Below are 25,665 nucleotides of genomic sequence, written 5' to 3' on the forward strand. Positions count from 1 at the left end.
GGACGCGGCCTGAACAATGCAAGCAGAAGCGGAACGTTACGAAGAAGAATCGCCTTTTTGCCGCTGCATCAACCGCATGGCCAGCAGCGCGCCACCGAGGCCGGTGCCGGCCAGCACCAGCACCACCACGGCCAGCGCGTTGATCTCCGGTGTCAGCCCCAGCCGCAGCATGGAGAAGACCACCATGGGCAGGGTGGTTCCGGACGGGCCGGACACAAAGCTCGCCACCACCACATCGTCGAGCGAAAGGGTGAAGGCCAGCAGCCACCCGGCCACCAGGCTGGGGGCCATCAAGGGCAGAGTGACGGTGGCGAAGGCGGTGCCCGGACCCGCGCCGAGGTCCTGCGCCGCCTCTTCCAGCTCCGGCGCCAGCTCGGCCAGCCGGGCCTGAACCAGAACGGCGGCGTAGGCGGCGCCGATCGTCGCATGGGCCAGCAGGATGGTGGTGGCGCCGCGCTCGGCGGGCCAGCCGGTGACGCCCTGCAGCAGCACGAAGAACAGCAGCAGGGCAAGGCCGGTCACCACGTCGGGCAGCACCAGGGGCGCACCGGACAGTCCGCCGAAGATGGCGCGTCCGCGGAAGGGGCCGTGCCGCGCCAACACCCAGCCGGTGGCGCCGCCCAGCAGCATGGCCAATGTGGCCGCCCCCAGCGCGACGCCGAGCGACAGCAGGGCCGCATCGATCAGCCGCTGATTCTGCGCCAGCGCGGCGAACCAGCGGAAGGAGAAGCCGCCCCACTGGAACGGAATGCGGGCATCGCTGAAGGCGTATCCTGCCAGCAGCAACACCGGCAGCCAGAGAAACGCCAAGCCGAGCACAAGGCCGAGACGAGCGACCGGGGCACGCTTCACGACTTCGCCTCCAGCCGCTGGAACAAGCGGATCGGGATGATCAGCACCAGCAGCAGGATCACGGCCAGTGCGGCGGCAACGGGCCAGTCGCGGTTCTGGAAGAATTCCTGCCACAGCACGCGGCCCACGAGCTGCGCCGAGGGCGGACCCAGCAATTCAGGGATGACGTATTCCCCGGCCGCCGGAATAAACACCAGCAGGAAGGCCGCCGCCGCGCCCGGCGCCGCCAGAGGCAGGGTGACGGTAGCGAAGGCCATGGGGCCAGTCGCGCCGAGATCGGCCGCCGCTTCCTCCAGCGTCGGGTCGAGGCGAGACAGGCTGGCGTAGAGCGGCAGTACCGCAAAGGGCAGGTAAGCGTGGACCATGCCCAGAAACAGGGCCGGCCATGAGTAGAGCAGCGGCAAAGGGGCGTCGATCACGCCCCCCGCCTGCAGCACGCCGTTGATCCAGCCTTCGTCCCGCAGCAACCCGATCCAGGCACCGATGCGCGGCAGAAAGCCGGTCCAGAACGGCAGCAGCACCAGCACCAGCAGCAGTGGCCGCCAACGCGGCGCCGCCCGCGCGACGCCGAGTGCCATGGGAAAGGCCAGCATCAGGCAGAGCAGACCCGTGCCGCCCGCCACCAGTAGGGCGTCAAGGAATGCATCCCGGTAGAAGGTGTCCTCTAGCAGCAGAGAGAAGGAGTCCGTGTTTGCCCCTCCAGACAGGCTAGGGAGGGTGAAGGGCGGGATGCCTTCGCTGGGCCAGGAAAAGGCCAGGGCCACCACCAGCAGCAGCGGCGCGGCCACCAGTGCCACCAGCCAGATCGACGGCAAGGCGACGACCAGACGCCGCATCAGCCCGCCAGCGGCACCACGGAGGCCGCCTCCCAGGCGAGGGTGACGCGGGTGCCCCGCGGTGGTGGGGCGCCATCCTCCTCGGCATGGCCCACGCGCAGCAGCGCGCCGCCGGGCGCACGAACCAGCAGTAGGGTGTCGTCGCCACGAAAGGCGAGTTCCTCCACAACGCCTTCCGCGGTGTTGGGACCGCTGGCGCCGGGCCGCACCGCGATACGCTCCGCGCGCAGCGCGCAGGCGGTACTCTCGCCGGGCGGTGTGAGGGGGCGGAGCGTGGCGCCGAGGGTGGAACAGCTGAAGCCGCCGGCCCCATCGGCGCGGCCTTCCAGCACATTGGCGGCGCCCAGGAAGCCCGCCACGAAGCGCGTCGCCGGGCGGTCATAGACCTGGCGCGGCGGACCGTCCTGCACCAGCCGCCCATGCTCCAACACGGCGACGCGGTCGGCGAGCGCCAGCGCCTCGTTCTGGTCATGCGTCACCATGATGAAGGCGGCGCCAGTCTCGCGTTGCAGGGCGCGCAGCTCGAAGCCGGTGCGCTCGCGCAGATTGGCGTCCAGTGCGCCAAGCGGTTCATCCAGCAGCAGCAGGCGCGGTCGCTTCACCAAGGCGCGGGCCAGGGCCACGCGTTGCTTCTGCCCGCCCGAAAGGCGGTGCACGCCGCGTTTGCCGAAGCCCTGCAGGCCGACCAGGGCCAGCACCTCGTCCACGCGGCGATCACGCTCGGCGCGGCCCATGCCGTCGCGCTTGAGCCCATAAGCGACATTGCCGCCGACCGAGAGATGCGGAAACAGCGCATAGGACTGGAACATCATGTTCAGCGGCCGCGCATGCGGCGGCACACCAGTGATCTCCCGCCCCTCGAACAGGAGCGTGCCCGAATCGGCCGCCTCGAAACCGGCGATGACGCGAAGGAGCGTCGACTTGCCGGAGCCGGAGCCGCCCAGCAGCGTCAGGAACTCGCCTGGCGCCACGTCGAGGTCGAGCCCGGCTAGCGCGATGGTGTCGCCGAACCGCCGTGTCAGGCCCCGGATGGACAGCAGCAACGTCTCAGCGCCCGGCCTTGAAGCGGTTCCACAGCCGGCTGCGTGCCCGCTCCGCCTGTGACGACATCACGGTGGCGACGAAGGTGCGGCTCAGCATCTCAGGCGTCGGATAAACATTGGCATCTTCACGCACCGCCTCATCCACCAGCGGCGTCGCCGCAGGAACGGCGTTGGGGTAATGCACCGCATTGGTGACGCCCGCGATCACCGCGGGCTGCAGCAGGAAATTGATGAAGCGCTGCGCCGCCTCGGGGTTTGGAGCATCGGCCGGGATGGCCAGCATGTCGAACCAGAGCTGCGCGCCTTCCTTGGGCTGCACATAGCCGATGGCGACACCCCTGCCCGCTTCCTCAGCCCGCGCCTTGGCCTGGATGACGTCGCCGGAGTAGGTCAGGGCGACGCAGTATTCACCGGTGGCCAGCGCATCGAGGATGCTGCCGCTGGCGGTGATGGCCCGCACATGCGGGCGGATGGCGAGCATGGCCTGTTCGGCGGCGCGCAGGTCGGCCGTGTCGTTCCCATTGGGGTCCTTGCCGAGCCAGCGCAGCACGCTTGGCAACACGTCGATCGCGGAATCCATGACCGCGATGCCGCAGGCGGACAGCGCCTTGGCGTTTTCCGGCTTCATCAGCAGGTCGAGGCTGTCGAGCGGCGCGTCGGGCAGCACCTCGCGCACCTTGTCGGGGCGAATGCCGAGCCCCACCGTTCCATACAGGTAGATGGCACCGTGCTGATTGCCCGGGTCGCTGCTTTCCACGCGGCTCAGCAGCGTCGCATCCTGGTTGCTCCAGTTCGGGATCTGCGCCCGATCGAGCTTGCGCAGGGCGCCTGCACGGACCAGCCGGGCGAAGGTCGGCTCGCTGGTCGGCACGATGATGTCGTAGCCGGAGCGTCCCGCCGAGAGCTTCCCTTCCAGGGTTTCCAGGCTGTCGAACACGTCATATCGGACAGTGATGCCGGTTTCCGTCTGGAAGCGCTGCACCGCCTTGGGGTCGATGTAGTCCGACCAATTGTAGACGTTGAGCGTCTGCTGGGCCTGCGTGGGAGAGGCCGCCATCATGGCGGTGGCGCAGAGGGCGGCAGCGAGGAAGCGTCGGAACATGGCGCGGAACCTGGCGGCAAGGGTGGGGGGAAAGGTCATAGGCTAGGGGAGCTTGCCCCGAAGGTCTATCTCGACAACCCAACTAGGACTTTTGTCCTTGACTTTCATCGAATAACCCTTTAATTCCTATCCTGTCAGCGGGCGAACTGCGCCTGCACCCCTTCCCATATGCCACCAAGCCTACCCCACCGGCCGTGCCGCAGCACGCGGCCGGATTGTCGCGCCTGCGCGCCGGGTGGCGCCGTGGCCGCAGCGGTGAATCACCGTATCTCGCAGCAACCAGGAGACGCGCATGCCCTTCGATCCTCGTGGGCTCTCGGCGCTGAGCAGCACCGGCAGCTTCACGCTCTGGCTCTACGTGACCTCGGACACGCGCGCCGGTGTTCTGGCCGCAGGCTATTTCAGCAGCGCCGCCGAGCGTCTGCAGCCTGGCCACATCCTGATCGTCCAGGCAGCGGATTCGCTCAACTTCCTGCCGGTCCAGAGCACCGCCAAGGTGGGCAACGGCTTGGTGCTCGACGCCTCGGCACCGCCGCTGCGGATCAACGCGTTTGGCGTGCTGAACTTCGTCTTCAGCCTTGCGCCAGTAGCCTCCACCACCCGCAGCGTGGCGCTCGGCCCAGTCCCGACCGGTCTCTACAAGGGCCGGGAATTCGCCGTCGGTGCCACGGCGAGCGGCCCGGTCACCACCCTGGTCTTCACCATGCTCAACGCGGCCGGCCAGACCATGGCCGGTCCGATCCAGCGCACGGTGTCGAACGGTGCCGCCTCGGCCATCTTCACCGCGCCGCAGCCTGGCTCGGGATACCGCATCCGCGTGGCCGACGCTGCGGAGCCGCTGGCGGCGCAGACCTCTGCCTCCTTCGTGGTCACGGAACCCTACGCGCTGCTGACCGAGATGGGCAGCAACATCAATGCCGAGGATGGAGGGGAGATCCTGATCTGAGCCGCGTGATCCTTCGCGCCTCCACCCGCGTCCCTGCCCGCCCCGCATAAGCCTGAGGACATCTTCCCCCGATGACCGACAAGAAGATCAGCGAGCTGCCGCTCGCCACTTCCCTCGAAGACAACGACGAAACAGCGCTGGTCCAGGGTCTCACCAGCTTCGCTGAGACACGCCGCGCCACGCTGCGGCAGCTGCGCGGCGGCATCCTGGCCGAGCGCAGCCTGCATGTTCGCGACTTCGGCGCTGTGGGTGACGGCGTGGCGGATGACACCGCTGCCATTCAGGCGGCGATCAACGCCGCCGCTGCGCAGGGCGGTGGGACCGTGCAGCTCGGTCCCCGGCGCTACCGCGTCGCCTCGGCGGAGCTGGACGTCAAAGACGGCGTGTTCCTGCAAGGCCGTCCCGGCGCTGGTGGCTGGCGCAAGGATGGCGACTACACCGCCGTACAGTATGCCCTGCTGCTGGACACCACGGCACGTGCATCACTGACGGTGCGGGTTCGCCGCAATGCAGGTGTGGAGGGAGTTGCGCTGCTGCGTGCCGGCATGAGCAATCCCACCACTCTTCGCCAGGCGCTCGACGAGGCGAAGCGCTTTGCCGGAACGGCCATCACCATCGGCGACGGCAGCGGCGGCAACGAGGCCGGAAACGGTGCCGATGCCCGGCTGTCGCGACTTCTCATCCTGGGCTTCAACTGGGGCATCTATTCCGTCGGCAATGCGCGGGTCCGTGTGCAGGACGTCCTAGGCGACTGCACCAATGGTCTGCATCTGAGCCGCTCCTTTGACGTGTCGCGCATCAGCGAGGTGAACTTTCATCCGCTGGTCACCACGTCGAGATCCTGGTCGAACACGCGGCTGCTGATTGCCGCCGTGGGCAACAATGGCACGGGACAGTTCCGCGTCACCACCGCCACGGCGCATGGCTTGGCCACAGGCGACGTCGTCAACCTCTCCGAGGTCCGCAATTCCGGTGCCAGCGCCCTCTATGGCCGCTGGACCGTGACAACGGTGGACAGCACCCGGATCGACCTGCAGGGATCCGCCTTCGCCAGCGGATGGGCCTCCGGCGGGGCGGTGTACGTCAATCCCAACCGCCGCCTCGGCACCGGCTTCGAGATCGCCGACTGCGACATGGCGAGCTTCGAGAACTGCTTCGAGTACGGCCACGACATCGGCTTCCATGCCGGTGAGCGGGTGCATTCCTGCTCCTTCTTCAATGTCGGCACCGACGGCTGGGTGGACATGGCCGACCCCGTCCCGGTCGGCATCAAGATCAGCGGCAGCGCGCTGCGCACCAAATGGGTCGGCGGCTTCCTGTCGTCCAAGGCATGCTCGATCCAGGTCAGCACCACGGGGACCGAGCAGCATGAAGTGATCGGTGTCAACGTCACCGGTGGCGGGCGCCGCATCGCCGAGGTGCTGCAGGGTCAGCTGGCGCTTATCGGCTGCGACTTTACCGGCGGACCGGGCACCGGCAACAGCACCGTCAGCGCCATTCATGTGGGCGCGAGTGCCGGCAACGTCACGGTGATCGGCTGCGACACCACCTCGGTCACCTTCACGGCCGACACGGCCGAGGCAATGCAGAAGCTGCAGCTTGCCGGCAACCGCGTCAACGGCGCGCCGAACACCCAGCGCATCGCGGCGGGCCGTGTGGAGATCGCTTCCGTTTCCGCGTCGGCGGCGATCGAGCCGCGGCTGTCGGCCGACACCGACGGTGCGGTGAACATCCATCGCCGCAGCGCCAGCCTCGGCGGTCAGGTGAAGCTGTTCAACACCAACAATGCCGGCGCCGCTTCCTTCTCGATCAACGGCAATGATTGCGTCTTTGCCGGCGAAACCGGCAACGCCAATGCCGCCTTCGCTTTCGGAGGCAGCGGCATGACGGCGGCGCAGACGGTGCGGCTGCGCCGGCTTTCCTCCAGCCCGGCGGCAAATGACCGCGTCGCGGTGCTGGAAGCCACAGGCAACAACAGCGGCGGCACCGAGCAGGTCTTCGCCCGCATGGTGACAGTGGCCGAAGGAGTGAGTTCAGGCGCGGAAGCCGGCGCGGTGGTCTTCGAGACGCGCTCGAGCGGCAATGTGAGCGAGCGCTTCCGGATCAGCGCAAACGGCACCTTGACCGCCACGGGCCCGCTGGTGCTGCCGGCCAATCCCACCTCCAGCCTCCAGGCGGCGACCAAGCAGTACGTGGATGGTCGCTTCCTGGAACAGCGGCTGACCAGCGCGGTGCTCTCGGCCACCACCAACTTGACCTTCGCCAGCCATCACAACCGGATGCTGCTGGCGAATGCCGGCACGGCGCTGAACATCGCCTGGAGCAACACGCAGGATGGCTTTTCCTGCACCGTGGTGAACCGCACGGGCGCCGACCTGTCGCTGAGCCTGTCGGGCTTCACCAGCAACACGGCGCCGACCAACAGCGACGGTTTCAGCCGGATCCGCGCCGGTGGGGTGGCGACGCTGCTGGTGTACTCGCCGGATGGAGGCACCACCCGGATCTGCCACCTGGCTGGCGCGGGGGCGCCCTGATGGTGATGGCACTCTTCTCGCCCGGGGTGCTGGGGGCGGGTCAGGGGCTCAGCGTCCTCGGCACCGGGCATCCCGGCCGCGTCGGCGTGACGCGGCCGGGAAGCGCCCTGGTCCAGGATGCCGCAGGCGCCTTCCAGTCCGCGGCCATCAACACGCCGCGCTTCCAGGGCGGCCAGCGCCTGCTGGTCGAGGAGGCGCGGCGCAACGGATTGCGCAACCCGCGCGCTGTGGGTGCCCTGCCAGGGTTGATCGGCTCGGGCGGGGCATTGCCGACCTTCTGGAGCTTTGAGGGAACGGCTCCGGCCACCACCATCCTTGGCACCGGCCTGGAGGACGGGCTGCCCTACATCGATCTCAGAATGCAGGGGACCGACACCTTCGCACTGCGGATGGAGCAGCCGAATGGCGTGTCCTGCAGCGGCGGCCAACGCTGGACCGCGAGCTTCTTCGCGCGGCTGCTCAGCGGCAGCCTCAACAACGTCGGGCTACAGGTGGCGCTGGCCAACTACTCCGTCAGCAGCCAGGCAGTGCTTAACCACGTTTTCGAAGGTTTCGTGCCCACTGGCGGCGGCCTCGGCGGGCAACGTCAAAGCATCAGCTGGACCGTGCCGGGCAGCGGCACCTACGGCATCGCCAATCGCCTCCGGCTGCAAAGCAGTGGCGGCTTCGACCTGGTGCTGCGCCTGGCGGCGCCTCAGCTTGAGCTGGGTGCAACACGCTCCTCTCCGATTCTACCGGTTGCAGGCGTAACCGCCGCCGCCGAACGGGCGGCGGACGTGCCGATATGGGCGCCGCTCGGCGGACTGGGCGGCAGTGGCACGGTGGTGCTGGCAGCCATGCTGCCCAGCACGGCGGGCGATGCCGACCAGGGGCTGCTGCAGGTCGACGACGGCACCGACAGCAACCGCCTTGTTCTGCGCAGCCCGGCCGGAGCTGGCAGCATCCTGGCCGCGGCCGATCGCGCCGGCCTCCCTCAGGCGGCCGTCAATGCCGGCACCGTGGCGGCAGGCATGCCTTTCCGCCTGGCGCTTGCCTGGGCGCCGGATGGACTGGCCGTGTGCCTGAACGGGGGGGCGGTGCAGACCGCTGCCGCCAGCCTTCCCACCGGCCTGGCCCGCCTGCTGGCCGGACATGCCGGAGTGGCGCTCAACCGTGCCGCCAACGGCGAGATCGGACCGATCACCTACCGCCCGGCACGCCTCGACGATGGCTGGCTCCGTGCCCTGACGGCCTGATCCCGCCATCGCCTCTTTGCCGATCCTCGAAGCCTTCCTGGAAGGACCGCTCCCATGCCCATCCTGACCGATTATGCCCGTAATATGCTGTCCCGCGCCCTGTGCGGACGGAACCCGGCCTTGCCAACCACGATCTTCGTGGCGCTCGGCACCGGCGGCGGTGCCAACGGCCTGACCGGCGAGCCCGCCGGCAACGGCTATGCCCGCCAGCGCATCAGCTTCACCGGCAATGGCCCGCAGCGGAACAGCGAGGTGGCCCGCTTTGTGTTCAACGCCGCGGCCGGCACGCTCACTCATCTTGGCCTCTACGACGCGATCTCGGGCGGCAACGCCCTGGCCTATGGACTGCTGACGCAGAGCGCCGCCATCACCGGCCCGGGCACAGTCACCATTGCCGCCGAGGCGCTGACCGTCACCGCCGATTGACGCATCTTTTCCTTCAACGCTTCCCCGGCACAGCTCAAGGACCCTTCTCCATGGAAGCCTGGCTTCGCGCGCAACTTTCCCAGCCCAGCACCTGGCGCGGACTGTTCCTTCTGATCACCGCCCTGTTCGGCATCAGCCTTTCGCCCGAGATGCAGGCGGCGGTACCGAACGCCGCCATCGCCCTGCTCGGGCTGTGGGAGGCAATCCGCAAGGGTGCCTGCTTCGGTCAGAAGGGCGACTGATCCGGAATGCCGGCTTCGACCACCTTCCGGGCCGAGGCCGGCACCGGGCCCTGGGACGGCGATGCCATCCCGGAAGGCTGCGTTTCCAGCGGGCCGCGTGGCGCTAATGGCGAAATACCCGGATTTTCGCCAGGGGCGCACCAGAAGCCTCTTGCACTTGTGCCGCCATCCCCCTAGGAACCGCCTCGCTTTCGTGACCCCGGCTGCTGTAGCTCAGTGGTAGAGCACTCCCTTGGTAAGGGAGAGGTCGACAGTTCAATCCTGTCCAGCAGCACCATTCCTTTCCAGCGGACGCATCAGGCCCCATGGCCGAGCCCCCTGACCCACCGAAATCCACGCAGTCCGTCGCACAGGCCGAGCGCGAAGCCCGCCGGGCGGCAGCCCTGCGCGAGAACCTGCGCCGCCGTAAGGCGCAGAGCCGCGCACGGGCCGAGGCGCCGGCGCCACTTCCCCGCACGCCCGAGAAGACCGGCGACTGAGCTTTGGCGCCACGGGGCACCTGGCTGCCATGGTCATGGCTGTTGCCGGGGCGCGGCCGCTGCGGTATCCCGGCCGACCCTTCAGCCGTCGCACGGAAGAGCCGCCTCATGCCCATCATGCCCGACAGCTGGATTCGCCGTATGGCGGCCGATCACGGCATGATCGAGCCCTTCGTGGAAAGCCAGCGACGCGAGGGGGTGATCTCCTTTGGCCTCTCCTCCTACGGCTACGATGCCCGTGTGGCGGACGAGTTCAAGGTCTTCACCAATGTGGACAATGCCCTGGTGGACCCGAAATCCTTCGCCGACGACAGCTTCGTCACGCGCAAGGGCCCGACCTGCATCATCCCGCCGAACTCCTTTGCCCTGGCCCACACGGTCGAGTATTTCCGCATCCCGCGCGACGTGCTGGTGATCTGCCTGGGCAAGAGCACCTATGCCCGTTGCGGCCTGATCGTGAACGTCACACCCCTGGAGCCCGAATGGGAAGGGCAGGTGACGATCGAGATCTCCAACACCACCCCCCTTCCCGCCCGCATCTACGCCAATGAAGGCATCTGCCAGTTCCTGTTCCTGCAGGGTGCGGGCGAGCCGGAAATTTCCTATGCCGACCGCAAGGGCAAGTACATGGGCCAGCGCGGCGTGTCGCTGCCGAAGCTTTAAGGAGCCCGCGCCATGGACCGCATCCGCATCCGCGGCGGCCGCCGGCTGAACGGCCGCATCGCCGTCGGCGGCGCCAAGAACGCCGCCTTGCCGCTCATGGCCACTGGCCTGCTCACGCATGAGAACGTGGTGCTGACCAACGCCCCGGCCTTGTCCGACATTGCCACCATGGGTGGATTGCTGGCACAGCACGGGCTGCGGGTGGAGCATGATACGGCGTCCCGCCGCATCTCGCTCGACGGCGCGGCGACCGATTTCGAGGCACCTTACGACCTGGTGCGCAAGATGCGCGCCTCGGTGCTGGTGCTGGGTCCGCTGCTGGCCCGCTACGGCGAGGCCCGCGTGTCTCTGCCCGGCGGCTGCGCCATCGGTACGCGGCCGGTTGATCTCCACCTCAAGGGGCTGGAGCAGATGGGCGCGGTGATCGAACTGGATGCCGGCTACATCAACGCCCATGTAGATGGGCGACTGAAGGGTGCCCGCATTCTGTTCACGCAGGTTTCGGTGGGCGCCACCGAGAACCTGCTGATGGCCGCAACCCTTGCCGATGGCACCTCCGAGCTGATCAACGCAGCCCGTGAGCCGGAGATCGCCGATCTGGCTCACTGCCTGATTTCCATGGGCGCCAGGATCGAGGGCGTTGGCACCGACCGGCTGGTGATTCAGGGCGTGGACAGCCTCCATGGCACCACCCATCCGATCCTGCCCGACCGCATCGAGGCCGGCACCTTCGCCTGCGCCGGAGCCATCACCGGCGGCGAGTTGCTGCTGGAAGGCATGAAGCTGGAGCTGTTCGGTGCCTGCACCCGCTCCCTGCGCGAAGCCGGGGTCGAGCTGGTGCAGCAGGAGGATGGCGTGCTTGCCCGCCGCCTCAACGGTCTGCACGGCGTCGATGTGATGACCGAGCCCTTTCCAGGCTTCGCCACCGACATGCAGGCCCAGTTCATGGCCTTGATGGCGGTGGCCGAGGGCGCCTCGATGATCACGGAGACGATCTTCGAGAACCGCTTCATGCATGTGCCGGAGTTGACGCGCATGGGCGCGCGCATCAACGCGCATGGCTCCTCAGCCATTGTGAGGGGGGTGTCCCGCCTGTCCGGCGCGCCGGTGATGGCGACCGACCTGCGCGCCTCCGTCTCCCTGATCATCGCCGGCCTGGCTGCCGAGGGCGACACCGTCGTCAACCGCGTCTATCACCTGGACCGCGGCTATGAACGGGTGGAGCAGAAGCTCGCCGGCGTCGGCGCCGAGATCGAGCGGCTGCCCGGCTAAGCTTGGCGCCTTCCTCCGCACGGTGATAGAACCGCCCATGGACCAGCCCATCAGCGACAAGACACTGACCGCCACCAACACCGCAGGCCCGCTTGTCCTGGCCTTGCCGAAAGGGCGCATCCTGAACGAGGTCGGCCCCCTGCTCACCCGGGCCGGGATCGGCATGGCCGCCGATTTCCACGACGGGTCCAGCCGCCGCCTGCGCTTCGAGACCAGCGATCCGGACCTCGACGTGATCCGCGTCCGCTCCTTCGACGTCGCGACCTTTGTGGCCTTCGGTGCGGCCCAGATCGGCATCTGCGGCGCCGACGTGCTGATGGAGTTCGATTACCCCGAGATCTACGCCCCGCTCGACCTCGGCATCGGTGCCTGCCGCGTTTCGGTGGCCGAGCCGGTGGGCGGCGGGGGCGCGCGCGGCATGGCGCGGCAGTCGCGCGTGGCGGTGGCCAGCAAATACCCCAACATCGCGCGTCGGCACTTCGCGGCCCGCGGCATCCAGGCCGAGGTCGTGCACCTGAACGGCGCCATGGAACTGGCGCCCTCGCTCGGCCTATCGCGACTGATCGTCGACCTGGTGCAGACCGGCTCCACGCTGAAGGCGAACGGCCTGGTGGAGACGGACGTGATCGCGCACATCACCTCCCGCCTGATCGTCAACCGCACCGCTCTGAAGACCCGCCCGGAGGCCATCGGCGACTGGCTCGCCCGCTTCCGCGCCGCGCTCGCCGCCTGAACATCCTTGCTGGAAAATCCCGCATGATCCGCCTGTCCACCGCCCAGCCCGGCTTCGAGAGCGAGTTCCGCGCCTTGCTTGACCAGGCCCGCGACACCACGGCGCAGGTGGACGCGGCCGTTTCGTCCATCATCGCCGAGGTGCGCAAAGGCGGCGACGCCGCGCTGCTCGACCTCACCACCCGCTTCGACCGCTGGACGCCCGAGGGTGGGGCTGCGGGGCTGCGCGTGCCATCGGCGGCGATCGACGCCGCGCGGGCCCGTTGCGCGCCGGAACTGCTGGATGCGCTGGACCTCGCCGCCACCCGTATCGAGCGGTTTCACGCCGCCCAGCTGCCCAACGACGTGGAGCTGGACGATCCCCTCGGCCTGACACTTGGCCTGCGCTGGGGCGCGATCGACGCGGTCGGCATCTATGTTCCCGGCGGCAAGGCAGCCTACCCTTCCTCCGTGCTGATGAACGCCATCCCGGCCCGAGTTGCCGGCGTGCAGCGCATCGCCATGGCGGTGCCGACCCCCGACGGTGTGCTGAACGACCTGGTGCTGGCCGCCGCCCACCGTGCCGGCGTCACCGAGATCTGGCGTGTCGGGGGTGCCCAGGCCATCGCCGCGCTGGCCTGGGGGACGGACAACATCCAGCCCGTGGACCGCGTTGCCGGCCCTGGCAACGCCTATGTGGCGGAAGCCAAGCGGCAGGTCTTCGGCCGCGTCGGCATCGACAGCATCGCCGGCCCGTCCGAGGTGGTGGTACTGGCCGATGCCTCGCAGAACCCCTCGCTCATCGCCATCGACCTGCTGGCGCAGGCCGAGCACGACGAGTCTGCGCAATCCATCCTGATCACCACCAGCGCGCAGATGGCGCACGCCGTGGAACACGCGGTGACCGAGCACCTGGCAACGCTGCCGCGCGCAGGCATCGCGGGAGCGTCCTGGGAGAAGCACGGCGCCATCATCGTCGTGCGCGATTGGGAGGAAGGCGCCGCCCTGGTGGATCGGCTGGCGCCGGAGCACTTGGAAGTCATGGTGGCCGACCCGCAGGCGCTCTTCGCCCGCATCCGCCATGCCGGCGCCGCCTTTCTGGGCACGTACTGCCCCGAGGCGCTAGGCGACTACGTCGCCGGACCTAACCATGTGCTGCCCACCGGGCGCACCGCCCGTTTCGCATCCGGCCTGTCGGTGTTTGATTTCCTGAAGCGCACAACCTGGATCCATGCCGGCAAGCGTGGGCTGGAGGCGATCGGTCCCGCTGCCGTGGCGCTGGCCGAGGCGGAGGGGCTGGGCGCCCATGCCCGCTCCGTGGCGATGCGGCTGGGCCAGGGACAGGGCTGACGCCGCCGGCAGCCCGGCCTGGCGTCTCGCTCTCTCCTATGGCGGGGTTGATCCGCCGGCAGAGGAGAGCCATCAGGAATTCGGCTCTGGCTGTGATTCCATTCAGTGTGCCGATGCTGGGCCTCCGTGAAGCCCGAATGGAGGCTTCCTGGTCCGGCACCGCTTGCCTCCTGTCCGGCGTGAACGCGGCTCCGTCTTCCGCCGGCCACTGATGACGCACCGCTCGCGGTTCTTCTGCCGGGCACCTTGCCAGCCAACCTCCTCCGCCCGCATCGGGCGGGCAGCACGTTGCCCGGCCACTCGTAACATGCCAACATGCTATAAAGGGTGGCGGCATGGCACGGCTGAAGAACCTCTATGGACAGGTGCAGGAGAAGCTGGGACGGCAGATCGCCACCGGCACTTTGCCGCCCGGACCCTTGCCCCCGGAGAAGCTGCTCTCCGAACAGCTCGGCGTCAGCCGCGTGGTGCTGCGCGAAGCGGTGAAGGCCCTTGCGGCCAAAGGCATGGTATCGGTCGGGCCCAGCATCGGCACCCGCGTTCTGCCGCGCAGCAACTGGCACCTGCTCGATGCGGAGGTGCTGGACTGGCACAGCGCCGAAACGCTGGACCGGAACACCATCGCCGACCTGATCGAGCTGCGCCGCATCATCGAGCCCGAGGCCGCGCGGCTTGCGGCCCGACGCGCGACTTCCGAGGATCTGGCCGGCATTCGCGGCGCCTACCGGCGCATGGAGGCCGCCACCGTCGCTCTGCACCAGCGCCCGGACGATTATGTGCTGGCCGATGCCGGCTTCCACACCGCCGTCCTGGTAGCCTCGCACAATCAGTTCCTGTGCCAGATGCAGGCGGCGCTGTCGCAGCTGCTGCGGCTGGGATTTTCCTTGTCGTCGCGCCATCCCGGCGGTGCCGCCTCCACCCTGCCCTTTCACGAGGCACTGCTGCATTGCCTGGAGCGCCGTGATCCCGACGCGGCTGCTGAGGCGGTGCATGTGCTGATCGCGCGCAACGAGCGGCATTTCCGGAGCGTGCTCTGCGGCGCCACTGCGGAAGCGGCGCGGACGGAACCCGAACAGAACCAAGCAACCGAGGAAATCATCCCCCATGCCGCAGGGAACGCTGGCTGACATCCAGGGCAGCTACATCATCGCCCAGACGCCCTTTGACGATCGTGGTGCCGTTGATCTGACCAGCATCGACAGCCTGGCGGATTTCTACGTCGGCCACGGCGCCAACGGCTTCGTGGTGCTGGGCGTCAGTGGCGAGGGCGGCAAGCTGACGCCGGATGAGGCGCAATCCGTCACGGCCCGCTTCATCGCCCGCGCCGGTGGACGCCCTGTCATCGTCGGCGTCAGCAATCCCGGCACCGCCCAGCTCGCCTTGCTGGCGAAGCAGGCCATGGACCAGGGCGCCGCCGGCGTCATGATCGCGCCGCCCGGCGGGCTGCGCACGGAGGAAGACCTGCTCGGCTACTTTTCCACCGTGTTCGGCATGATCGGCGATGTGCCCACCGTGCTGCAGGATTTCCCTGGCTCCACTGGCGTCTGGATGTCCGTGTCGTCCATCCTGAAGCTGATCGAGAGCCACCCGCAGATCCAGGTGGTGAAGGAGGAGGACCTTCCTTCCCTGGGGAAGATCACCCGCCTGCGCGAGGGCGGCGGGCGCCGCGTCGCCATCCTGACCGGCAATAACGGCCTCTACCTGCCGCAGGAACTGGGACGCGGCATCGATGGCCCGATGGCGGGCTTCTCGCATCCCGAGATGCTGTCGGGCGTCTGGCGCCTCCACAGCAAGGGGCGCGTTGAAGAGGCGCATGACCTTTTCGACTGCTACCTGCCGCTGCTGAACTACGAGGCCCAGGGGTTCTGGGGCGTGGCGGCACGCAAGGAGGTGATGCGGCGGCGAGGCGCCATCCGCCATGCCACCATGCGAATGCCCGGGCCGAAACTCGGCCCGCAGCACATGTCAGAACTGGATCTTCTGGTACGCCGGGTGGAGCGCGCCGTCGCCAACCGGCGCTGAGCGGCGGATGCGCCGTGGCGGCTCGCCGCCGCGGCCAGCGGGGAGCTATTCGACCTGGATGTTGGCCTTCTGGATGACGCCGCGCCATTTGGCGATCTCGCTGGCAACGAAGGCCTCGAACTGCTCCGGCGTTTCCCGCACGGGCGTCGCACCCTGCTCGGCCGTGCGCCTGCGGAAATCCGCATCCTCCGCAATGGCCTGAAGCTCGGCGGCGAGCCGGTCGATGATAGGCCGCGGCGTCTTGCGCGAAACCTGCACGCCCCACCATGCCATCGCCTGCACCGTCGGGTAGCCGGCCTCTGCCGTGGTCGGTACCTCGGGAATGCCGGGATGGCGGGCTTCCCCGGTGAGCGCCAAGGCGCGCAGCTTGCCTTCCTGAAGCTGCGACAAGGAAGAAGGCAGGTTATCGATGCCGAAATCCACCCGTCCGGCGAGCAGCTCGGGCAGCCACTGGCTGGTTCCCCGGTAGGGAACATGGGTAAATTGGACCCCGGCCTCGACCGCGAGCAACTCGCCCGTGAGATGCAGGCTGGTGCCGACCCCGGAATGGGCAAATGTCAGGTCGCGCGGCTTCTTTCTGGCCGCCTCCACCAGCTCGCCCAGGGATTTGAAAGGTGAGTCCGCCGGCACCATGATGACATTGGCGACCTCGCAGACCCGGGATACCGAGGCGAGGTCCTCCGGCGCGTAGCCCAGCTTGTTGTACAGCGAGTAGTTGATGGAGGCCGTGCCGATCGTGGCCATGTGCAGGGTGTAGCCATCGGCCGGAGCCTGGGCGACCATGGCGGCGCCGATGCTGCCGCCGGCGCCGCTGCGATTGTCCACGACGACGGGTTGTTGTAGCCGCCGTCCGAGCGCCTCCGCCACCAGCCGGGCGAAGATGTCCGTGGTGCCGCCGGCGGGAAAACCCACGATCATCTGCAAAGGCCGGGTCGGCCAGGCCGCGCCCTGCGCGCGGGAACCCCCGGAAGCAGGCAGCAGCAAAGCGGGGGCAGCCAGCAGTGACCGGCGGCGAAGCGTGTAAGTCATAGACATCCCTTCCTGTCCCGGCAGAGGATGGCCGGGCTGATCTTGGAGGGATGTTCTCAAATCACCGGGGCGGAGGCCAGGGGGGGAGGCAAAAACTCCGTGAGGCAGCAGTCGGGATGGCCGCCATGCGCTGCACGGCGTTGAATCTTACGCGCTGGTGCTCCATTTCAGCCGCCTGAGACGCCTGCCTGCCTGCATCGACCGGCACGGCCATTCTTGACCGCCGCAGCGTGGGCCATCATGGTCCGCGCCGCATGCCCGTTCCCGGATAGCAACGCCGAAAAGAGACCGAATGTCGAAAGAAGATATGATCGAGTTCAGCGGCCAGGTCGTTGAACTGCTGCCCAACGCGATGTTCCGCGTGAAGCTCGACAACGAGCACATGGTTCTGGCCCACACCAGCGGCAAGATGCGCAAGAACCGCATCCGCGTGCTCGCCGGCGACCGCGTCAATGTTGAGATGACGCCCTATGACCTGACCAAGGGCCGTATCACCTTCCGCTTCAAGTAAGCCGCGCCCGATGGCTGAGGCCAGTTTCGCCGCCCGGCCCGGTACCGCGAAGCCCGGTGCCGCGAAGGCCATCCCTGCCCCCTCTCCCGCGGACGTTGGCAGGCCACCCTTGATCCTGGCAAGCGGCAGCCCTCGCCGCCTGGATCTGCTGCGCCGCATCGGCGTGGTGCCGGACGAGGTGCAGCCACCCGAGATCGACGAGGCGCCCTTGCGCCACGAATTGCCGAGGCCCTTGGCCGGGCGTCTTTCTCAGGCCAAGGCTCGCGCCGTGATGGCCACCATGCCGGACGCGCTGGTGCTTGCCGCCGACACAGTGGTCGGCGTGGGCCGCCGCATTCTGCCCAAGGCCGAAAACGAGGCGCAGGCACGCGATTGCCTCGCGTTGCTCTCCGGGCGCCGGCATCGCGTCTACACCGGCGTGGCACTTGGCCTGCCGGACGGTCGGCTGCTGAGCCGCGTGGTGGAAAGCGTGGTCACCTTCCAGCGCCTGACCGAAGCGCAACTCGAAGCCTACATCGCCGGCGGCGAGTGGCGCGGCAAGGCAGGCGGCTACACCATCCAGGAATCCGCTGAGGCTTTTGTCCGGTTCCTGTCCGGCAGTCATTCCAATGTGGTTGGCCTGCCGCTGCACGAGACGGCACAGTTGCTCCGAGGGGTCGGGTGGCTTCGCCCCTGATTCTGGCCTCCGCCTCCCCCGGAGAGCTGCGCACTGCGCTGCTAGTCGATGGCGAGCTCCAGGGGGCCCATATCGAACGCGAGGACGACCCTGAAGGGCTAGGCGACCTGCACCTTGGCCGGCTGGCAGCCCGCGCCCCGGCCATGGGAGGCGCTTTTGTGGCACTGGTGGGTGGAGTTACCGGCTTTCTGCCGGACTCCGAGGGGGCCAAGGGGCGGAGCGAGGGGGAATGGCTTCCCGTCTTGGTCACCCGGACGGCGCAAGGTGGCAAGGGGCCCCGCCTTTCCCTGCGACCCGGTGCAGCGCCGCCTCAGGGGCCGCTTCGCCTGCTGTCACCCGGCCCCGAGGCTCCCGCCCGGCTGGCGGCGCAGCACCCCGGCGCATCCGTGCAGACCGACAGCCCGGCCCTGGCCGCCCGGCTGCGCGCCATGCCGCGGCTTCGGGACCGGGTGACGCTGCTGCGCGGCTCCGCCTTCGACGACGCGGTGGAAGAAGAATTTGCCATTCTGGAGCAGGCCGAGGTGCCTCTGCCCGGTGGCGGCAGGCTGAGCCTGCACCCGACCCCGGCCCTGGTCGCCATCGACATCGATGCGGGCGGATTGGCCGGCGGGCGGGATGCTGCCGCCCACCGCGCGCTGAACGGCCGAGCCCTGTCCGAGGCGCTGCGGCAGATCCGACTGCGCCACCTCTCAGGCGCCATCCTCATCGACATGGCGGGGCTGGCGATCGCAAGGCGGCAGGATCTGCTGCCCGGCTTGGCCGCAGAGGCGGAGCGGGACCCGCTTCTGCGTCTGCTAGGCCTGACAGGTCTGGGGTTGGTGGAATTGCAGCGCCGGCGGGTTCACCGCCCGCTGCATGAAACGCTGGGTCAGCCCTTGTCGCCGCTGACCCGTGTCCTGGCGGCCCTGCGCCGTGGCGCTAGCGCCGCGCGCCATGCTCCGGGCGCCGCCATGGAACTGAGGGCCGCTCCCGCCGTTGTCGCGGCGCTGCGCCAGGCCCCAGCCGCCTTGGCAGCCTTCGAGGCTGCGGCAGGACCGCTGCGCCTGCGCCCTGATCCGCTCTGCGCCGCCGGGGAGGAGGATGTCCATGCCGCGTGAGAAAGCCCCCGGTGCGCCGCGCGGGCGCCCCGCCTGCCCGATCTGCGGCAAGGCGCCGCAGCCCGGCTTCCGCCCCTTCTGCTCGGCCCGCTGCAAGCAGGTGGATCTCGGCCGATGGTTGAAGGGCGCCTACGCCATTCCAGGCGAACCGCCTGCTCCGGAGGATGAAGAACAGGGCTGATCCAGCGCGATCCGAAGCGGGACGTAACAATTCGATTTGCCTGCTGGACAGAACGCGTTGCTTCGGTTATCTCGCGCCACCTCACCATGGCGGTGCCGAACGGTTCCGCAGCTTGGGCCCAGATAGCTCAGTTGGTAGAGCATGCGACTGAAAATCGCAGTGTCGCTGGTTCGATTCCGGCTCTGGGCACCATCTTCCCCGGTACAATACCGTTCTGCATCCATCACGCAGATGGCTTTTCGCGCCCGTCTTGCGTGATGCCGTCCGCCGGCCGGTGACGCGGGCAGATCCCAGGCCGTGCCGCCGGACCCATGCTCCTCGGCGCAAGGCCGGCCCTTGTTCGCAGGCGGGGCAACTCCGCTTGGCTCCGGAGCGATGCCAAGCAAATCAGCCATCTTGTGCGATCAGAAACCTTCTTCATCGTGGTGCCGAAGGCTCTCTGCGGATCGCGGTGCGTTGCTCCGCCCGTTCAGGAGACCGTGCTGGGCGCCAACCGCCGCTGTTCCAGCCTTTGCACCGCGAGCGCCGCCAGATCCGCCAGCAAGGCCTTCTGCTCGGTGTTCAGGGGCGGATGGGGCGAGCGGTCCAGCACGCAGAGCGTGCCCAGCCGATGGTCGCCTTCAGGGCTGCGCAACACCGCCCCGGCGTAAAACCGGAAGCCTTCCGGCGCCACCGTCAGCGGGTTGCCGGCAAAGCGGGGATCGGTCGCCAGATCGGGAACCACCAGCGTGTCGTCCGAGCCTGCAATAGCATGGCTGCAGAACGCGTCATCCCGCGATGCGCCCTCGGCATCCAGCCCGTGGGTCGCAGCGAAATCGGTACGATCCCGGCCGACCACAGAGATCAGTGCCATCGGCATGCCAAACAGCATGGCCGCGACCCGCGCGATTCGCTCCAGCTCAACATCGCCCGGCGCGGTGGCACCGGCGCTGCGGAAGGCTTCCACCGCCGCCAGTCTTGAAGCCTCATCGACGGGCCTCGGGGCCGATGGAGGCAGGGGCGGCACGTTGTCGGCCATCGCCACCTGGTTACGCCCGCTTCGTTTTGCCCCGTAGAGAGCGCCGTCAGCGGCAGCCACCAGCGCTTCCGGCCCGAACGCTAGGCCTGGACGCGGCTCCGCTGTGGCGGCACCCAGGCTCGATGTAACCACCATAACAGGCGGATTGCCCTCATGGGGAACAAGCTCGGCCGCGACAGCAGCCCGCACGCTTTCCGCCACGGAGGCTGCGCCGGCGGCATCGGTCCGCGGCAGGATCACCGCCAGTTCCTCTCCGCCGTAACGTGCCACCATGTCGCCAGGGCGGCGCACCGCCGCGGCAACCGCCACCGCCACGCGGCGCAGGCAGCCATCGCCCGCCGGATGGCCATAGCGGTCGTTGAACAGCTTGAACCGGTCGATATCCAGCATCAGCAACGACAAGGCCGTGCCTTCCCGCGCGGCGCGATCCCATTCCCGGCGCAGCACCTCGTCGAAACGGCGCCGGTTCAACAGCCCCGTCAGCCCGTCCGTGCCCGCTTGGGTCGCCAGTTCGGCCTCGCGTGCTTTGTGGGCCGTGATGTCGCGCAGCACGGCGACGGCACCGTCGGGCTGACCGGTCACGGGCGCGAAGGTGGCCCGGATGGCGGCCTCCACCCAGATCAGCCTGCCATCGGCATGGCGCATCCGGCAGGCCAGCGACATCTGCTCCGCTTCGCCGGAGAGAAGCCGTGCCAGGGCGTCCTGCACTTCGGCACGATCCGCCTCCTCCACTTCATCGAGCGCCATCCCACCCATCAGCGCCGTCGGCGCATGCCCCAGCAGGGCCTCACTGGCCGGGGAAACGTAGCGCCGGCGTCCATCCAGCCCCAGCCGCACCACAACGTCACTCGACCGCTCCGCGAGCAGGCGGAAGCTCGCCTCGCTTTCCGCCAGCAGACGCTCGGATTGCTGCCGCCGCCCCAGGGCGCGGCCGAGACGCAGCCCGAGCAGCGCCAGGAGGCCCGTTACGACGAGCGTCACCCCGCCGCGCCACAACGTATCGGTGCGCCAGCCGGCCAAGGCGGGGTCCCGCGCTCGGGCCACCAGCACCACCAGGGGAAAGCTTCGTGCCTGCTGATAGGCTGCGATGCGCCGAACGCCATCCACTGGCGACACGGTGGTGAAGCTGTCCGCCGTCTGACGCGGCAACTTGTCGCGGAACAGGGCGAAGCCAGCGAGGCTGCGGCCGATGGCAGCCCGCTGGAAAGGATGGCGGGACAGCAGGCGGCCCTTGGTGTCGAGCAGCGCGACAGCGCCATTGGGGCCAAGATCGAACCGCGCGAAATACTGCGCGAAGGTCCCGGCATCGAGCAGCGCCAGGGCGAGGCCCGCAAACTCGCCCTGCGGGGTTTCGATCCGGCGCTGCAGGGGGATGACCCAGCCGCGCCGTGCGGGAACATAGACCGGTGCGCGAAGCTGCACGTCGCCGGTGCCGCGCTCCGGCTGGGCTGCGGCAGCCATTGTTTCGGCCGATAATTCCTGCCCGATATCCGCGATTCGCCGCCCGGCCGGCGTGCCTGCCACCGCCGCACCCTCGGCGTCCAAGATCAGGAAATCGGCGCCCCCTTCGAAGGTCGTGGCCTGAGCTCTCAGGATGCGGTCCAGGCGCTGGCGGGCAGCGGGGCCGGTGCCATCTGCCAGAACCCGCTCCGAAGCGCCGGCCAGAATGGCGCTTGCCATCTGCAGCCGGTCGTCGGTGTGCTGCGCGAGGGATCTGGCCAGATTGGCGGCCTCGACTTCCAGCGAGCGCAGCCGCTCCCGGCGTTCGGACAGGCTGTGCCAGACCTGCAGCCCCGCCAGCAATGCACAGGCCAGCAGGATGAGGCCCATGATCGGGCGGGCGAGAGAGGATGGCGCAGCGGCCGGAGGCAGCAGGCGGCGCATGTCAGCGTCCCTCCCCTGGAAGGCCCTCAGCCCTGGCGGTTCCGGATGACGAGGCCGCTCAAGCAGGGCCTGTGCTCGGCCGCGATTCCTGATCTGCGGTTCATCTCAGCGGAAGCGGCCGCATTCATGGCGCAGGTAGCCGACAAGGTCCTCGGGTGAGCCATGCAGGCGGGCCGCGGCTTCGTCGAGCTGAGCCGGAGTCAATCCGATGCGAACCGCTTCGTCACGGCACCAGTCGGCAAGCTTGGAAGCCCATCCGGCGCTGCCATCACCACAGGTTTCAGAGTTGACCGTGCGGCTCGCCCAGTCGGCAATGAAGATCATGGGCTGGTCCGGCGCCATCTCAACCCTCCGGCAAGTTAAGTCAGGACTCTTAAGCGCCAGAGAGGTCACACAACTTTGAGTTGAAGTCAAGTTGTATTGATGGCGGCGCGGGTAGTGCCGCGCCGGCCGTTCTGATCAGGTCTTGGCCAGACCTGCCGCCTTCATCGCCTCGCCCATGGCGGCATCGGTGTCCGCCATGACCTTGCCGAAGGCCGCCCCATCGCCCCAGTCCATGCCAAAGCCCCGCGACTTCATGAAGCCGCTGTATTCCTGTGACTGGTAGACGCGCTGCAAGGCGCCAGTGAGCAACGACTGGATTTCCGCCGGCATCTTCAGGGGGCCGCCGATGCCGCGCCACACAGCAGTCTGGTAGTCGACACCGAGGCTCTCCTTCAACGTCGGAATATCGGCAAACTGCGGATCCCGCTCGGGCGACATGATGGCCAGGCTGCGGGCGCGGCCGGCATCCAGCATGGCCCGGGCCTCGGGGATCGAGCAGGGCACGATATCGATGCCCCCGGCCACAAGATCCTGCATGCCCGGCGCAGCGCCATTGGACGGCACCCAGCGGACGTGGTCCGGCTTCAAGCCCATGGCCTGCAGCCAACCCACCAGCGCCAGGTGCCAGATTCCGCCCTGCCCCGTGCCGGAGGCCTTCAGCTTGCCCGGCGGCGATGCCTTGATGGCTTCGGCCAGCGACTTGATGTCCTTCCAGGGAGAGGATGCGCTGACCTGGACTCCCGGCGCATCGCGGTTCATCAGGCCGAGCGGGGTGTAGTTGGCATGCGTCAGCTGAGTGAGCCCCTGCCAGTGCATCATCGTGATTTCCACGGTGATGATGCCGATCGAATAGCCGTCCGGCGCCGCCGTCGCGATGGCGCTGTGGCCCACCACGCCGGAACCGCCCGTGCGGTTCACCACGTTCACCGGCTGTCCCAGTTCCTTTTCCAGCAGCGAGGCGATGATGCGGGCTGTGGCATCGGTGCCGCCGCCCGCACCCCAGGGACAGATCATCTGGAGCGGACGGGACGGGAATTTCGGCTGCGCAAGGGCTGGCCGGGCCAGAGGCAGCAAGGCACCGCCGGCGGCGGCCGCGCCCAGGATGTGGCGGCGGGAGATGACGGTCATGGAGTTACCCTCTGGATGATTGCTCCGGCGTAACGGCCGGTTCATGGAAAGTATGGTGAGTTTCCTGCGGGCGGGCCAGCGTCTCGACGCATGGCCCGCCTCTTCATCAGGCCGCGGAGGGGCGCCTCATGCGGCGGACAAGCCATGCCCCCACGGGCCACAACAGGGCACCAATGGTGATCACCGACAGCACCGCCGAGATGGGCCGGTCGAAGAACGGCAACAGGCTGTTGTCCGACTTGATCAGCGAGGTGACGAAGCTCTGCTCCACCATGCTCCCCATCACGATGCCGAGCACCAGCGCAGCGACGGGATAGCCGTTGCGCTCCATCACATAGCCCACCACGCCGAAGAAACCGACCAGCGTCACCGCGAACAGGTTGTTGCCGGTCGCGAAGGCGCCGACGGCGCACAGCATCAGGATCACCGGCATGATGGCCGAGCGCGGAACCCGCAACACGGTCGCCGCCAGTCGGATCATGATCAGGCCCAGCGGGATCATGATGATGTTGGCCAGGATGAAGATGATGTAGAGCGCGTACATGCTGTCGGCGCGTTCGGTGAACAGCGTCGGCCCCGGGTTCAAACCCTTCATGTAGAGAACGCCGATAGCGATCGCCGTGATGGTGTCGCCGGGAATGCCGAAGAGCAGCGCCGGCACCCAGCCGCTGGCCAGCGATGCATTGTTGGCGGCGCCCGATTCCACCAGCCCCTCGGGGTGGCCGGTACCGAACTTTTCTGGCTCGCGCGAGAAGCGCTTGGACATGGCGTAGCTGACCCAGGCCGCCATGTCAGCGCCGGCTCCGGGCAGCACGCCGATGATGATGCCAACCACATTGCCGCGCATCATCGGCTTCGGGTAGCGCTTGGTCATCGTCCATTGTCCGGCCAGGATGCTGCCGAATTTGCGACGGGGAATGGGCGGCGGCTCCGCCTCGGCCAGGGCACGCATCACCTGCGACACGGCGAAGACGCCGACCAGCGCCGGCAAGGGCTCGATCCCGCCGAGCAGGTCGGTCATGCCGAAGGTGAAGCGCGGGGCACCCGCCGGGTTCTCCATGCCGATGCAGGCGAACAGCAGGCCCAGCAGCATCGCCGCGATGGCCTTCACCGGCGAGGACCGCGCCACCAGCGTGGCACACATCAGGCCAAGCAGCGCCAGCCAGAAATACTCGAAAGAGGAGAAGTTCAGCGCTACCTCAGCCAGGGTCGGGGCCATGATCATGAGCGAAAGCGTGCCGACGATGCCGCCGATGGCGCTGAACCACAGCCCGATGCCCAGTGCCATCTCCGCCTGCCCCTTGCGGGTCATGGCATAGGCCTCGTCGGTGTAGGCGGCGGAAGCGGGCGTGCCCGGAATGCGCAGCAGGCAGCCCGGGATGTCGCCGGAGAAGATGGCCATGGCCGAGGAGGTGATGATCGTCGCCACCGCCGCGATGGGCGACAGGTAGAAGGTCACCGGCACCAGCAGCGCCGTCGCCATCGTCGCCGACAGGCCGGGCAATGAGCCGATCACCAGCCCGTACACGGCGGAAGCGAAGATCGCCACCAGCACGTCGAACTGGGCAACAAGGGCGAAGCCGTCCAGAAGCTGGCTCATGGCGTCACCACGGCAGCGGCAGGAGGCCGCCGGGCAGCGGCACCCTCAGGAGGTTCCCGAATACGGTGGCGACCCCGATCGACGCCAGAACCGCCACCGACAGGGCAAGCCGCCAGCTCGCCCCCAGCACCCGCGCCACAACAAGCATGATCAATGCACTGGTCAGAAGAAAGCCCAGCGTATCGGCCACCAGCACGTAGAACAGAAGCAGCAGCGGCGGCAGGAAAGCTCGCACCTCGCCGAAGCGCGGCGGCTCTGGCATCGCTTCTCCGGGCCCGACGGGCACCACGGCCTCCGGATCCTCGAAGCTGTGGCCGATGCGCAGGGCGATCATCGCACCGCAACCGATCAGCCCTGCCCCGATGATCATGGGGAACACGGCCGGGCCGACATCCTGCCCCGGCACGCCAGGCTGCTGCGACGCGCCGAAGCAGGTCACGGCGCCGAGGATGGCCAGTGCCGCCCCCGTTACTCGATCCGATAATTGCACGCCTCTTCCTTCCC

General features: G+C 68.3%; 26 protein-coding genes and 2 tRNA genes. 18 read left to right on the plus strand and 10 right to left on the minus strand.

Translation table 11 applies throughout. The annotated features are described in order from the left end of the window. Positions 1-36: 36 nt before the first annotated feature. The 4 genes from ACFOD4_RS15305 to ACFOD4_RS15320 are packed head-to-tail and all read right to left on the minus strand — an operon-like array spanning position 37 to position 3,833. Entirely contained in the window at positions 37-852 is an 816-nt protein-coding gene (locus ACFOD4_RS15305) for an ABC transporter permease subunit (protein ID WP_379597755.1), read from the minus strand. Further along, a complete protein-coding gene (locus tag ACFOD4_RS15310) occupies positions 849-1,688 on the minus strand; it encodes an ABC transporter permease (RefSeq protein ID WP_379597757.1) in 840 nt (279 codons plus the stop codon). The genes ACFOD4_RS15305 and ACFOD4_RS15310 overlap by 4 nt, the downstream gene beginning before the upstream one ends. Beyond that, positions 1,688-2,731: an ABC transporter ATP-binding protein gene (locus ACFOD4_RS15315; protein ID WP_379597759.1), complete on the minus strand. Its 1,044-nt coding sequence runs from the start codon at positions 2,729-2,731 to the stop codon at positions 1,688-1,690. The genes ACFOD4_RS15310 and ACFOD4_RS15315 overlap by 1 nt, the downstream gene beginning before the upstream one ends. Before the next feature lie 4 nt (positions 2,732-2,735). Next, positions 2,736-3,833, minus strand: a complete 1,098-nt coding sequence (locus tag ACFOD4_RS15320) for a polyamine ABC transporter substrate-binding protein (protein ID WP_379597761.1) — start codon at positions 3,831-3,833, stop codon at positions 2,736-2,738. 292 nt (positions 3,834-4,125) lie between these two features. On the opposite strand from ACFOD4_RS15320, the gene ACFOD4_RS15325 reads away from it, so the two are divergent. The 13 genes from ACFOD4_RS15325 (at position 4,126) to ACFOD4_RS15385 (ending at position 15,713) form a co-directional block, all read left to right on the plus strand. Then, positions 4,126-4,779 carry a hypothetical protein gene (locus ACFOD4_RS15325; protein WP_379597762.1) on the plus strand — a complete coding sequence of 218 codons (654 nt, stop codon included), beginning with the start codon at positions 4,126-4,128 and terminating at the stop codon, positions 4,777-4,779. A gap of 71 nt (positions 4,780-4,850) precedes the next feature. After that, entirely contained in the window at positions 4,851-7,313 is a 2,463-nt protein-coding gene (locus tag ACFOD4_RS15330; protein ID WP_379597763.1) for a glycosyl hydrolase family 28-related protein, read from the plus strand. Next, positions 7,313-8,548 (plus strand): phage head spike fiber domain-containing protein, encoded by a 1,236-nt coding sequence (locus tag ACFOD4_RS15335; RefSeq protein ID WP_379597764.1) that lies wholly within the window; start codon positions 7,313-7,315, stop codon positions 8,546-8,548. The genes ACFOD4_RS15330 and ACFOD4_RS15335 overlap by 1 nt, the downstream gene beginning before the upstream one ends. A gap of 54 nt (positions 8,549-8,602) precedes the next feature. Next, positions 8,603-8,974 carry a phage tail fiber protein gene (locus ACFOD4_RS15340; protein ID WP_379597766.1) on the plus strand — a complete coding sequence of 124 codons (372 nt, stop codon included), beginning with the start codon at positions 8,603-8,605 and terminating at the stop codon, positions 8,972-8,974. A 50-nt stretch (positions 8,975-9,024) separates the two neighbouring features. Then, entirely contained in the window at positions 9,025-9,216 is a 192-nt protein-coding gene (locus ACFOD4_RS15345; RefSeq protein WP_379597768.1) for a hypothetical protein, read from the plus strand. Positions 9,217-9,418: 202 nt separating this feature from the next. After that, a tRNA-Thr gene (locus tag ACFOD4_RS15350) sits at positions 9,419-9,493 on the plus strand. Positions 9,494-9,521: 28 nt separating this feature from the next. Next, a complete protein-coding gene (locus tag ACFOD4_RS15355) occupies positions 9,522-9,695 on the plus strand; it encodes a hypothetical protein (protein WP_379597770.1) in 174 nt (57 codons plus the stop codon). Positions 9,696-9,803: 108 nt separating this feature from the next. Further along, positions 9,804-10,358 (plus strand): dCTP deaminase, encoded by a 555-nt coding sequence (gene dcd / locus ACFOD4_RS15360; protein WP_379597772.1) that lies wholly within the window; start codon positions 9,804-9,806, stop codon positions 10,356-10,358. Positions 10,359-10,370: 12 nt separating this feature from the next. Next, the gene (gene murA, locus ACFOD4_RS15365; RefSeq protein WP_379597774.1) at positions 10,371-11,630 is read left to right on the plus strand and encodes a UDP-N-acetylglucosamine 1-carboxyvinyltransferase; all 1,260 of its coding nucleotides are present in this window, start codon (positions 10,371-10,373) and stop codon (positions 11,628-11,630) included. A gap of 37 nt (positions 11,631-11,667) precedes the next feature. Then, positions 11,668-12,363, plus strand: a complete 696-nt coding sequence (hisG, locus tag ACFOD4_RS15370; RefSeq protein WP_379597775.1) for an ATP phosphoribosyltransferase — start codon at positions 11,668-11,670, stop codon at positions 12,361-12,363. Between the two features lie 23 nt (positions 12,364-12,386). Continuing rightward, positions 12,387-13,691: a histidinol dehydrogenase gene (gene hisD / locus ACFOD4_RS15375; protein ID WP_379597777.1), complete on the plus strand. Its 1,305-nt coding sequence runs from the start codon at positions 12,387-12,389 to the stop codon at positions 13,689-13,691. Between the two features lie 335 nt (positions 13,692-14,026). Further along, entirely contained in the window at positions 14,027-14,818 is a 792-nt protein-coding gene (locus ACFOD4_RS15380; protein WP_379597779.1) for a FadR/GntR family transcriptional regulator, read from the plus strand. Next, complete coding sequence (locus ACFOD4_RS15385; RefSeq protein ID WP_379597781.1) at positions 14,796-15,713, plus strand: dihydrodipicolinate synthase family protein; 918 nt, start codon at positions 14,796-14,798, stop codon at positions 15,711-15,713. The genes ACFOD4_RS15380 and ACFOD4_RS15385 overlap by 23 nt, the downstream gene beginning before the upstream one ends. A gap of 45 nt (positions 15,714-15,758) precedes the next feature. Here the strand turns inward: ACFOD4_RS15385 and ACFOD4_RS15390 are convergent, their stop codons facing one another. Further along, positions 15,759-16,742 carry a Bug family tripartite tricarboxylate transporter substrate binding protein gene (locus ACFOD4_RS15390; protein ID WP_379597782.1) on the minus strand — a complete coding sequence of 328 codons (984 nt, stop codon included), beginning with the start codon at positions 16,740-16,742 and terminating at the stop codon, positions 15,759-15,761. A 292-nt stretch (positions 16,743-17,034) separates the two neighbouring features. Here ACFOD4_RS15390 and infA point away from each other — a divergent pair, with 292 nt between their 5' ends. The 5 genes from infA (at position 17,035) to ACFOD4_RS15415 (ending at position 19,399) form a co-directional block, all read left to right on the plus strand. Continuing rightward, a complete protein-coding gene (gene infA / locus ACFOD4_RS15395; RefSeq protein ID WP_007003972.1) occupies positions 17,035-17,253 on the plus strand; it encodes a translation initiation factor IF-1 in 219 nt (72 codons plus the stop codon). A gap of 10 nt (positions 17,254-17,263) precedes the next feature. Then, positions 17,264-17,929: a Maf family protein gene (locus ACFOD4_RS15400; protein WP_379597784.1), complete on the plus strand. Its 666-nt coding sequence runs from the start codon at positions 17,264-17,266 to the stop codon at positions 17,927-17,929. Further along, positions 17,914-19,026, plus strand: a complete 1,113-nt coding sequence (locus ACFOD4_RS15405) for a ribonuclease E/G (RefSeq protein ID WP_379597785.1) — start codon at positions 17,914-17,916, stop codon at positions 19,024-19,026. The genes ACFOD4_RS15400 and ACFOD4_RS15405 overlap by 16 nt, the downstream gene beginning before the upstream one ends. Next, complete coding sequence (locus tag ACFOD4_RS15410) at positions 19,016-19,207, plus strand: DNA gyrase inhibitor YacG (protein ID WP_379597787.1); 192 nt, start codon at positions 19,016-19,018, stop codon at positions 19,205-19,207. The genes ACFOD4_RS15405 and ACFOD4_RS15410 overlap by 11 nt, the downstream gene beginning before the upstream one ends. Before the next feature lie 116 nt (positions 19,208-19,323). Next, positions 19,324-19,399, plus strand: a tRNA-Phe gene (locus ACFOD4_RS15415). A gap of 277 nt (positions 19,400-19,676) precedes the next feature. Here ACFOD4_RS15415 and ACFOD4_RS15420 read toward each other — a convergent pair. The 5 genes from ACFOD4_RS15420 to ACFOD4_RS15440 all read right to left on the minus strand — a co-directional run bounded on the left by ACFOD4_RS15420 (position 19,677) and on the right by ACFOD4_RS15440 (position 25,651). After that, positions 19,677-22,109 (minus strand): diguanylate cyclase, encoded by a 2,433-nt coding sequence (locus ACFOD4_RS15420; protein WP_379597789.1) that lies wholly within the window; start codon positions 22,107-22,109, stop codon positions 19,677-19,679. A 105-nt stretch (positions 22,110-22,214) separates the two neighbouring features. After that, complete coding sequence (locus ACFOD4_RS15425; RefSeq protein ID WP_379597790.1) at positions 22,215-22,451, minus strand: hypothetical protein; 237 nt, start codon at positions 22,449-22,451, stop codon at positions 22,215-22,217. Positions 22,452-22,568: 117 nt separating this feature from the next. Further along, entirely contained in the window at positions 22,569-23,561 is a 993-nt protein-coding gene (locus tag ACFOD4_RS15430; RefSeq protein WP_379597791.1) for a tripartite tricarboxylate transporter substrate binding protein, read from the minus strand. A 106-nt stretch (positions 23,562-23,667) separates the two neighbouring features. Further along, positions 23,668-25,161 (minus strand): tripartite tricarboxylate transporter permease, encoded by a 1,494-nt coding sequence (locus tag ACFOD4_RS15435; protein WP_379597792.1) that lies wholly within the window; start codon positions 25,159-25,161, stop codon positions 23,668-23,670. Between the two features lie 4 nt (positions 25,162-25,165). Further along, the gene (locus tag ACFOD4_RS15440; protein ID WP_379597794.1) at positions 25,166-25,651 is read right to left on the minus strand and encodes a tripartite tricarboxylate transporter TctB family protein; all 486 of its coding nucleotides are present in this window, start codon (positions 25,649-25,651) and stop codon (positions 25,166-25,168) included. Between the last annotated feature and the right edge of the window lie 14 nt (positions 25,652-25,665).

It is taken from the genome of Teichococcus globiformis, assembly GCF_042646265.1.
Lineage (GTDB): Bacteria > Pseudomonadota > Alphaproteobacteria > Acetobacterales > Acetobacteraceae > Pseudoroseomonas > Pseudoroseomonas globiformis.

Excerpts from the sequence above, each read along its gene's own strand:
- ACFOD4_RS15310 (WP_379597757.1), bottom strand. The coding sequence starts at position 1,688 with ATGCGGCGTCTGGTCGTCGCCTTGCCGTCGATCTGGCTGGTGGCACTG.
- ACFOD4_RS15320 (WP_379597761.1), bottom strand. The coding sequence starts at position 3,833 with ATGTTCCGACGCTTCCTCGCTGCCGCCCTCTGCGCCACCGCCATGATG.
- ACFOD4_RS15325 (WP_379597762.1), top strand. The coding sequence starts at position 4,126 with ATGCCCTTCGATCCTCGTGGGCTCTCGGCGCTGAGCAGCACCGGCAGC.
- ACFOD4_RS15330 (WP_379597763.1), top strand. The coding sequence starts at position 4,851 with ATGACCGACAAGAAGATCAGCGAGCTGCCGCTCGCCACTTCCCTCGAA.
- ACFOD4_RS15335 (WP_379597764.1), top strand. The coding sequence starts at position 7,313 with ATGGTGATGGCACTCTTCTCGCCCGGGGTGCTGGGGGCGGGTCAGGGG.
- ACFOD4_RS15340 (WP_379597766.1), top strand. The coding sequence starts at position 8,603 with ATGCCCATCCTGACCGATTATGCCCGTAATATGCTGTCCCGCGCCCTG.
- ACFOD4_RS15345 (WP_379597768.1), top strand. The coding sequence starts at position 9,025 with ATGGAAGCCTGGCTTCGCGCGCAACTTTCCCAGCCCAGCACCTGGCGC.
- ACFOD4_RS15355 (WP_379597770.1), top strand. The coding sequence starts at position 9,522 with ATGGCCGAGCCCCCTGACCCACCGAAATCCACGCAGTCCGTCGCACAG.
- dcd (WP_379597772.1), top strand. The coding sequence starts at position 9,804 with ATGCCCATCATGCCCGACAGCTGGATTCGCCGTATGGCGGCCGATCAC.
- murA (WP_379597774.1), top strand. The coding sequence starts at position 10,371 with ATGGACCGCATCCGCATCCGCGGCGGCCGCCGGCTGAACGGCCGCATC.
- hisG (WP_379597775.1), top strand. The coding sequence starts at position 11,668 with ATGGACCAGCCCATCAGCGACAAGACACTGACCGCCACCAACACCGCA.
- hisD (WP_379597777.1), top strand. The coding sequence starts at position 12,387 with ATGATCCGCCTGTCCACCGCCCAGCCCGGCTTCGAGAGCGAGTTCCGC.
- ACFOD4_RS15380 (WP_379597779.1), top strand. The coding sequence starts at position 14,027 with ATGGCACGGCTGAAGAACCTCTATGGACAGGTGCAGGAGAAGCTGGGA.
- ACFOD4_RS15385 (WP_379597781.1), top strand. The coding sequence starts at position 14,796 with ATGCCGCAGGGAACGCTGGCTGACATCCAGGGCAGCTACATCATCGCC.
- ACFOD4_RS15390 (WP_379597782.1), bottom strand. The coding sequence starts at position 16,742 with ATGACTTACACGCTTCGCCGCCGGTCACTGCTGGCTGCCCCCGCTTTG.
- infA (WP_007003972.1), top strand. The coding sequence starts at position 17,035 with ATGTCGAAAGAAGATATGATCGAGTTCAGCGGCCAGGTCGTTGAACTG.
- ACFOD4_RS15400 (WP_379597784.1), top strand. The coding sequence starts at position 17,264 with ATGGCTGAGGCCAGTTTCGCCGCCCGGCCCGGTACCGCGAAGCCCGGT.
- ACFOD4_RS15410 (WP_379597787.1), top strand. The coding sequence starts at position 19,016 with ATGCCGCGTGAGAAAGCCCCCGGTGCGCCGCGCGGGCGCCCCGCCTGC.
- ACFOD4_RS15420 (WP_379597789.1), bottom strand. The coding sequence starts at position 22,109 with ATGCGCCGCCTGCTGCCTCCGGCCGCTGCGCCATCCTCTCTCGCCCGC.
- ACFOD4_RS15425 (WP_379597790.1), bottom strand. The coding sequence starts at position 22,451 with ATGGCGCCGGACCAGCCCATGATCTTCATTGCCGACTGGGCGAGCCGC.
- ACFOD4_RS15430 (WP_379597791.1), bottom strand. The coding sequence starts at position 23,561 with ATGACCGTCATCTCCCGCCGCCACATCCTGGGCGCGGCCGCCGCCGGC.
- ACFOD4_RS15435 (WP_379597792.1), bottom strand. The coding sequence starts at position 25,161 with ATGAGCCAGCTTCTGGACGGCTTCGCCCTTGTTGCCCAGTTCGACGTG.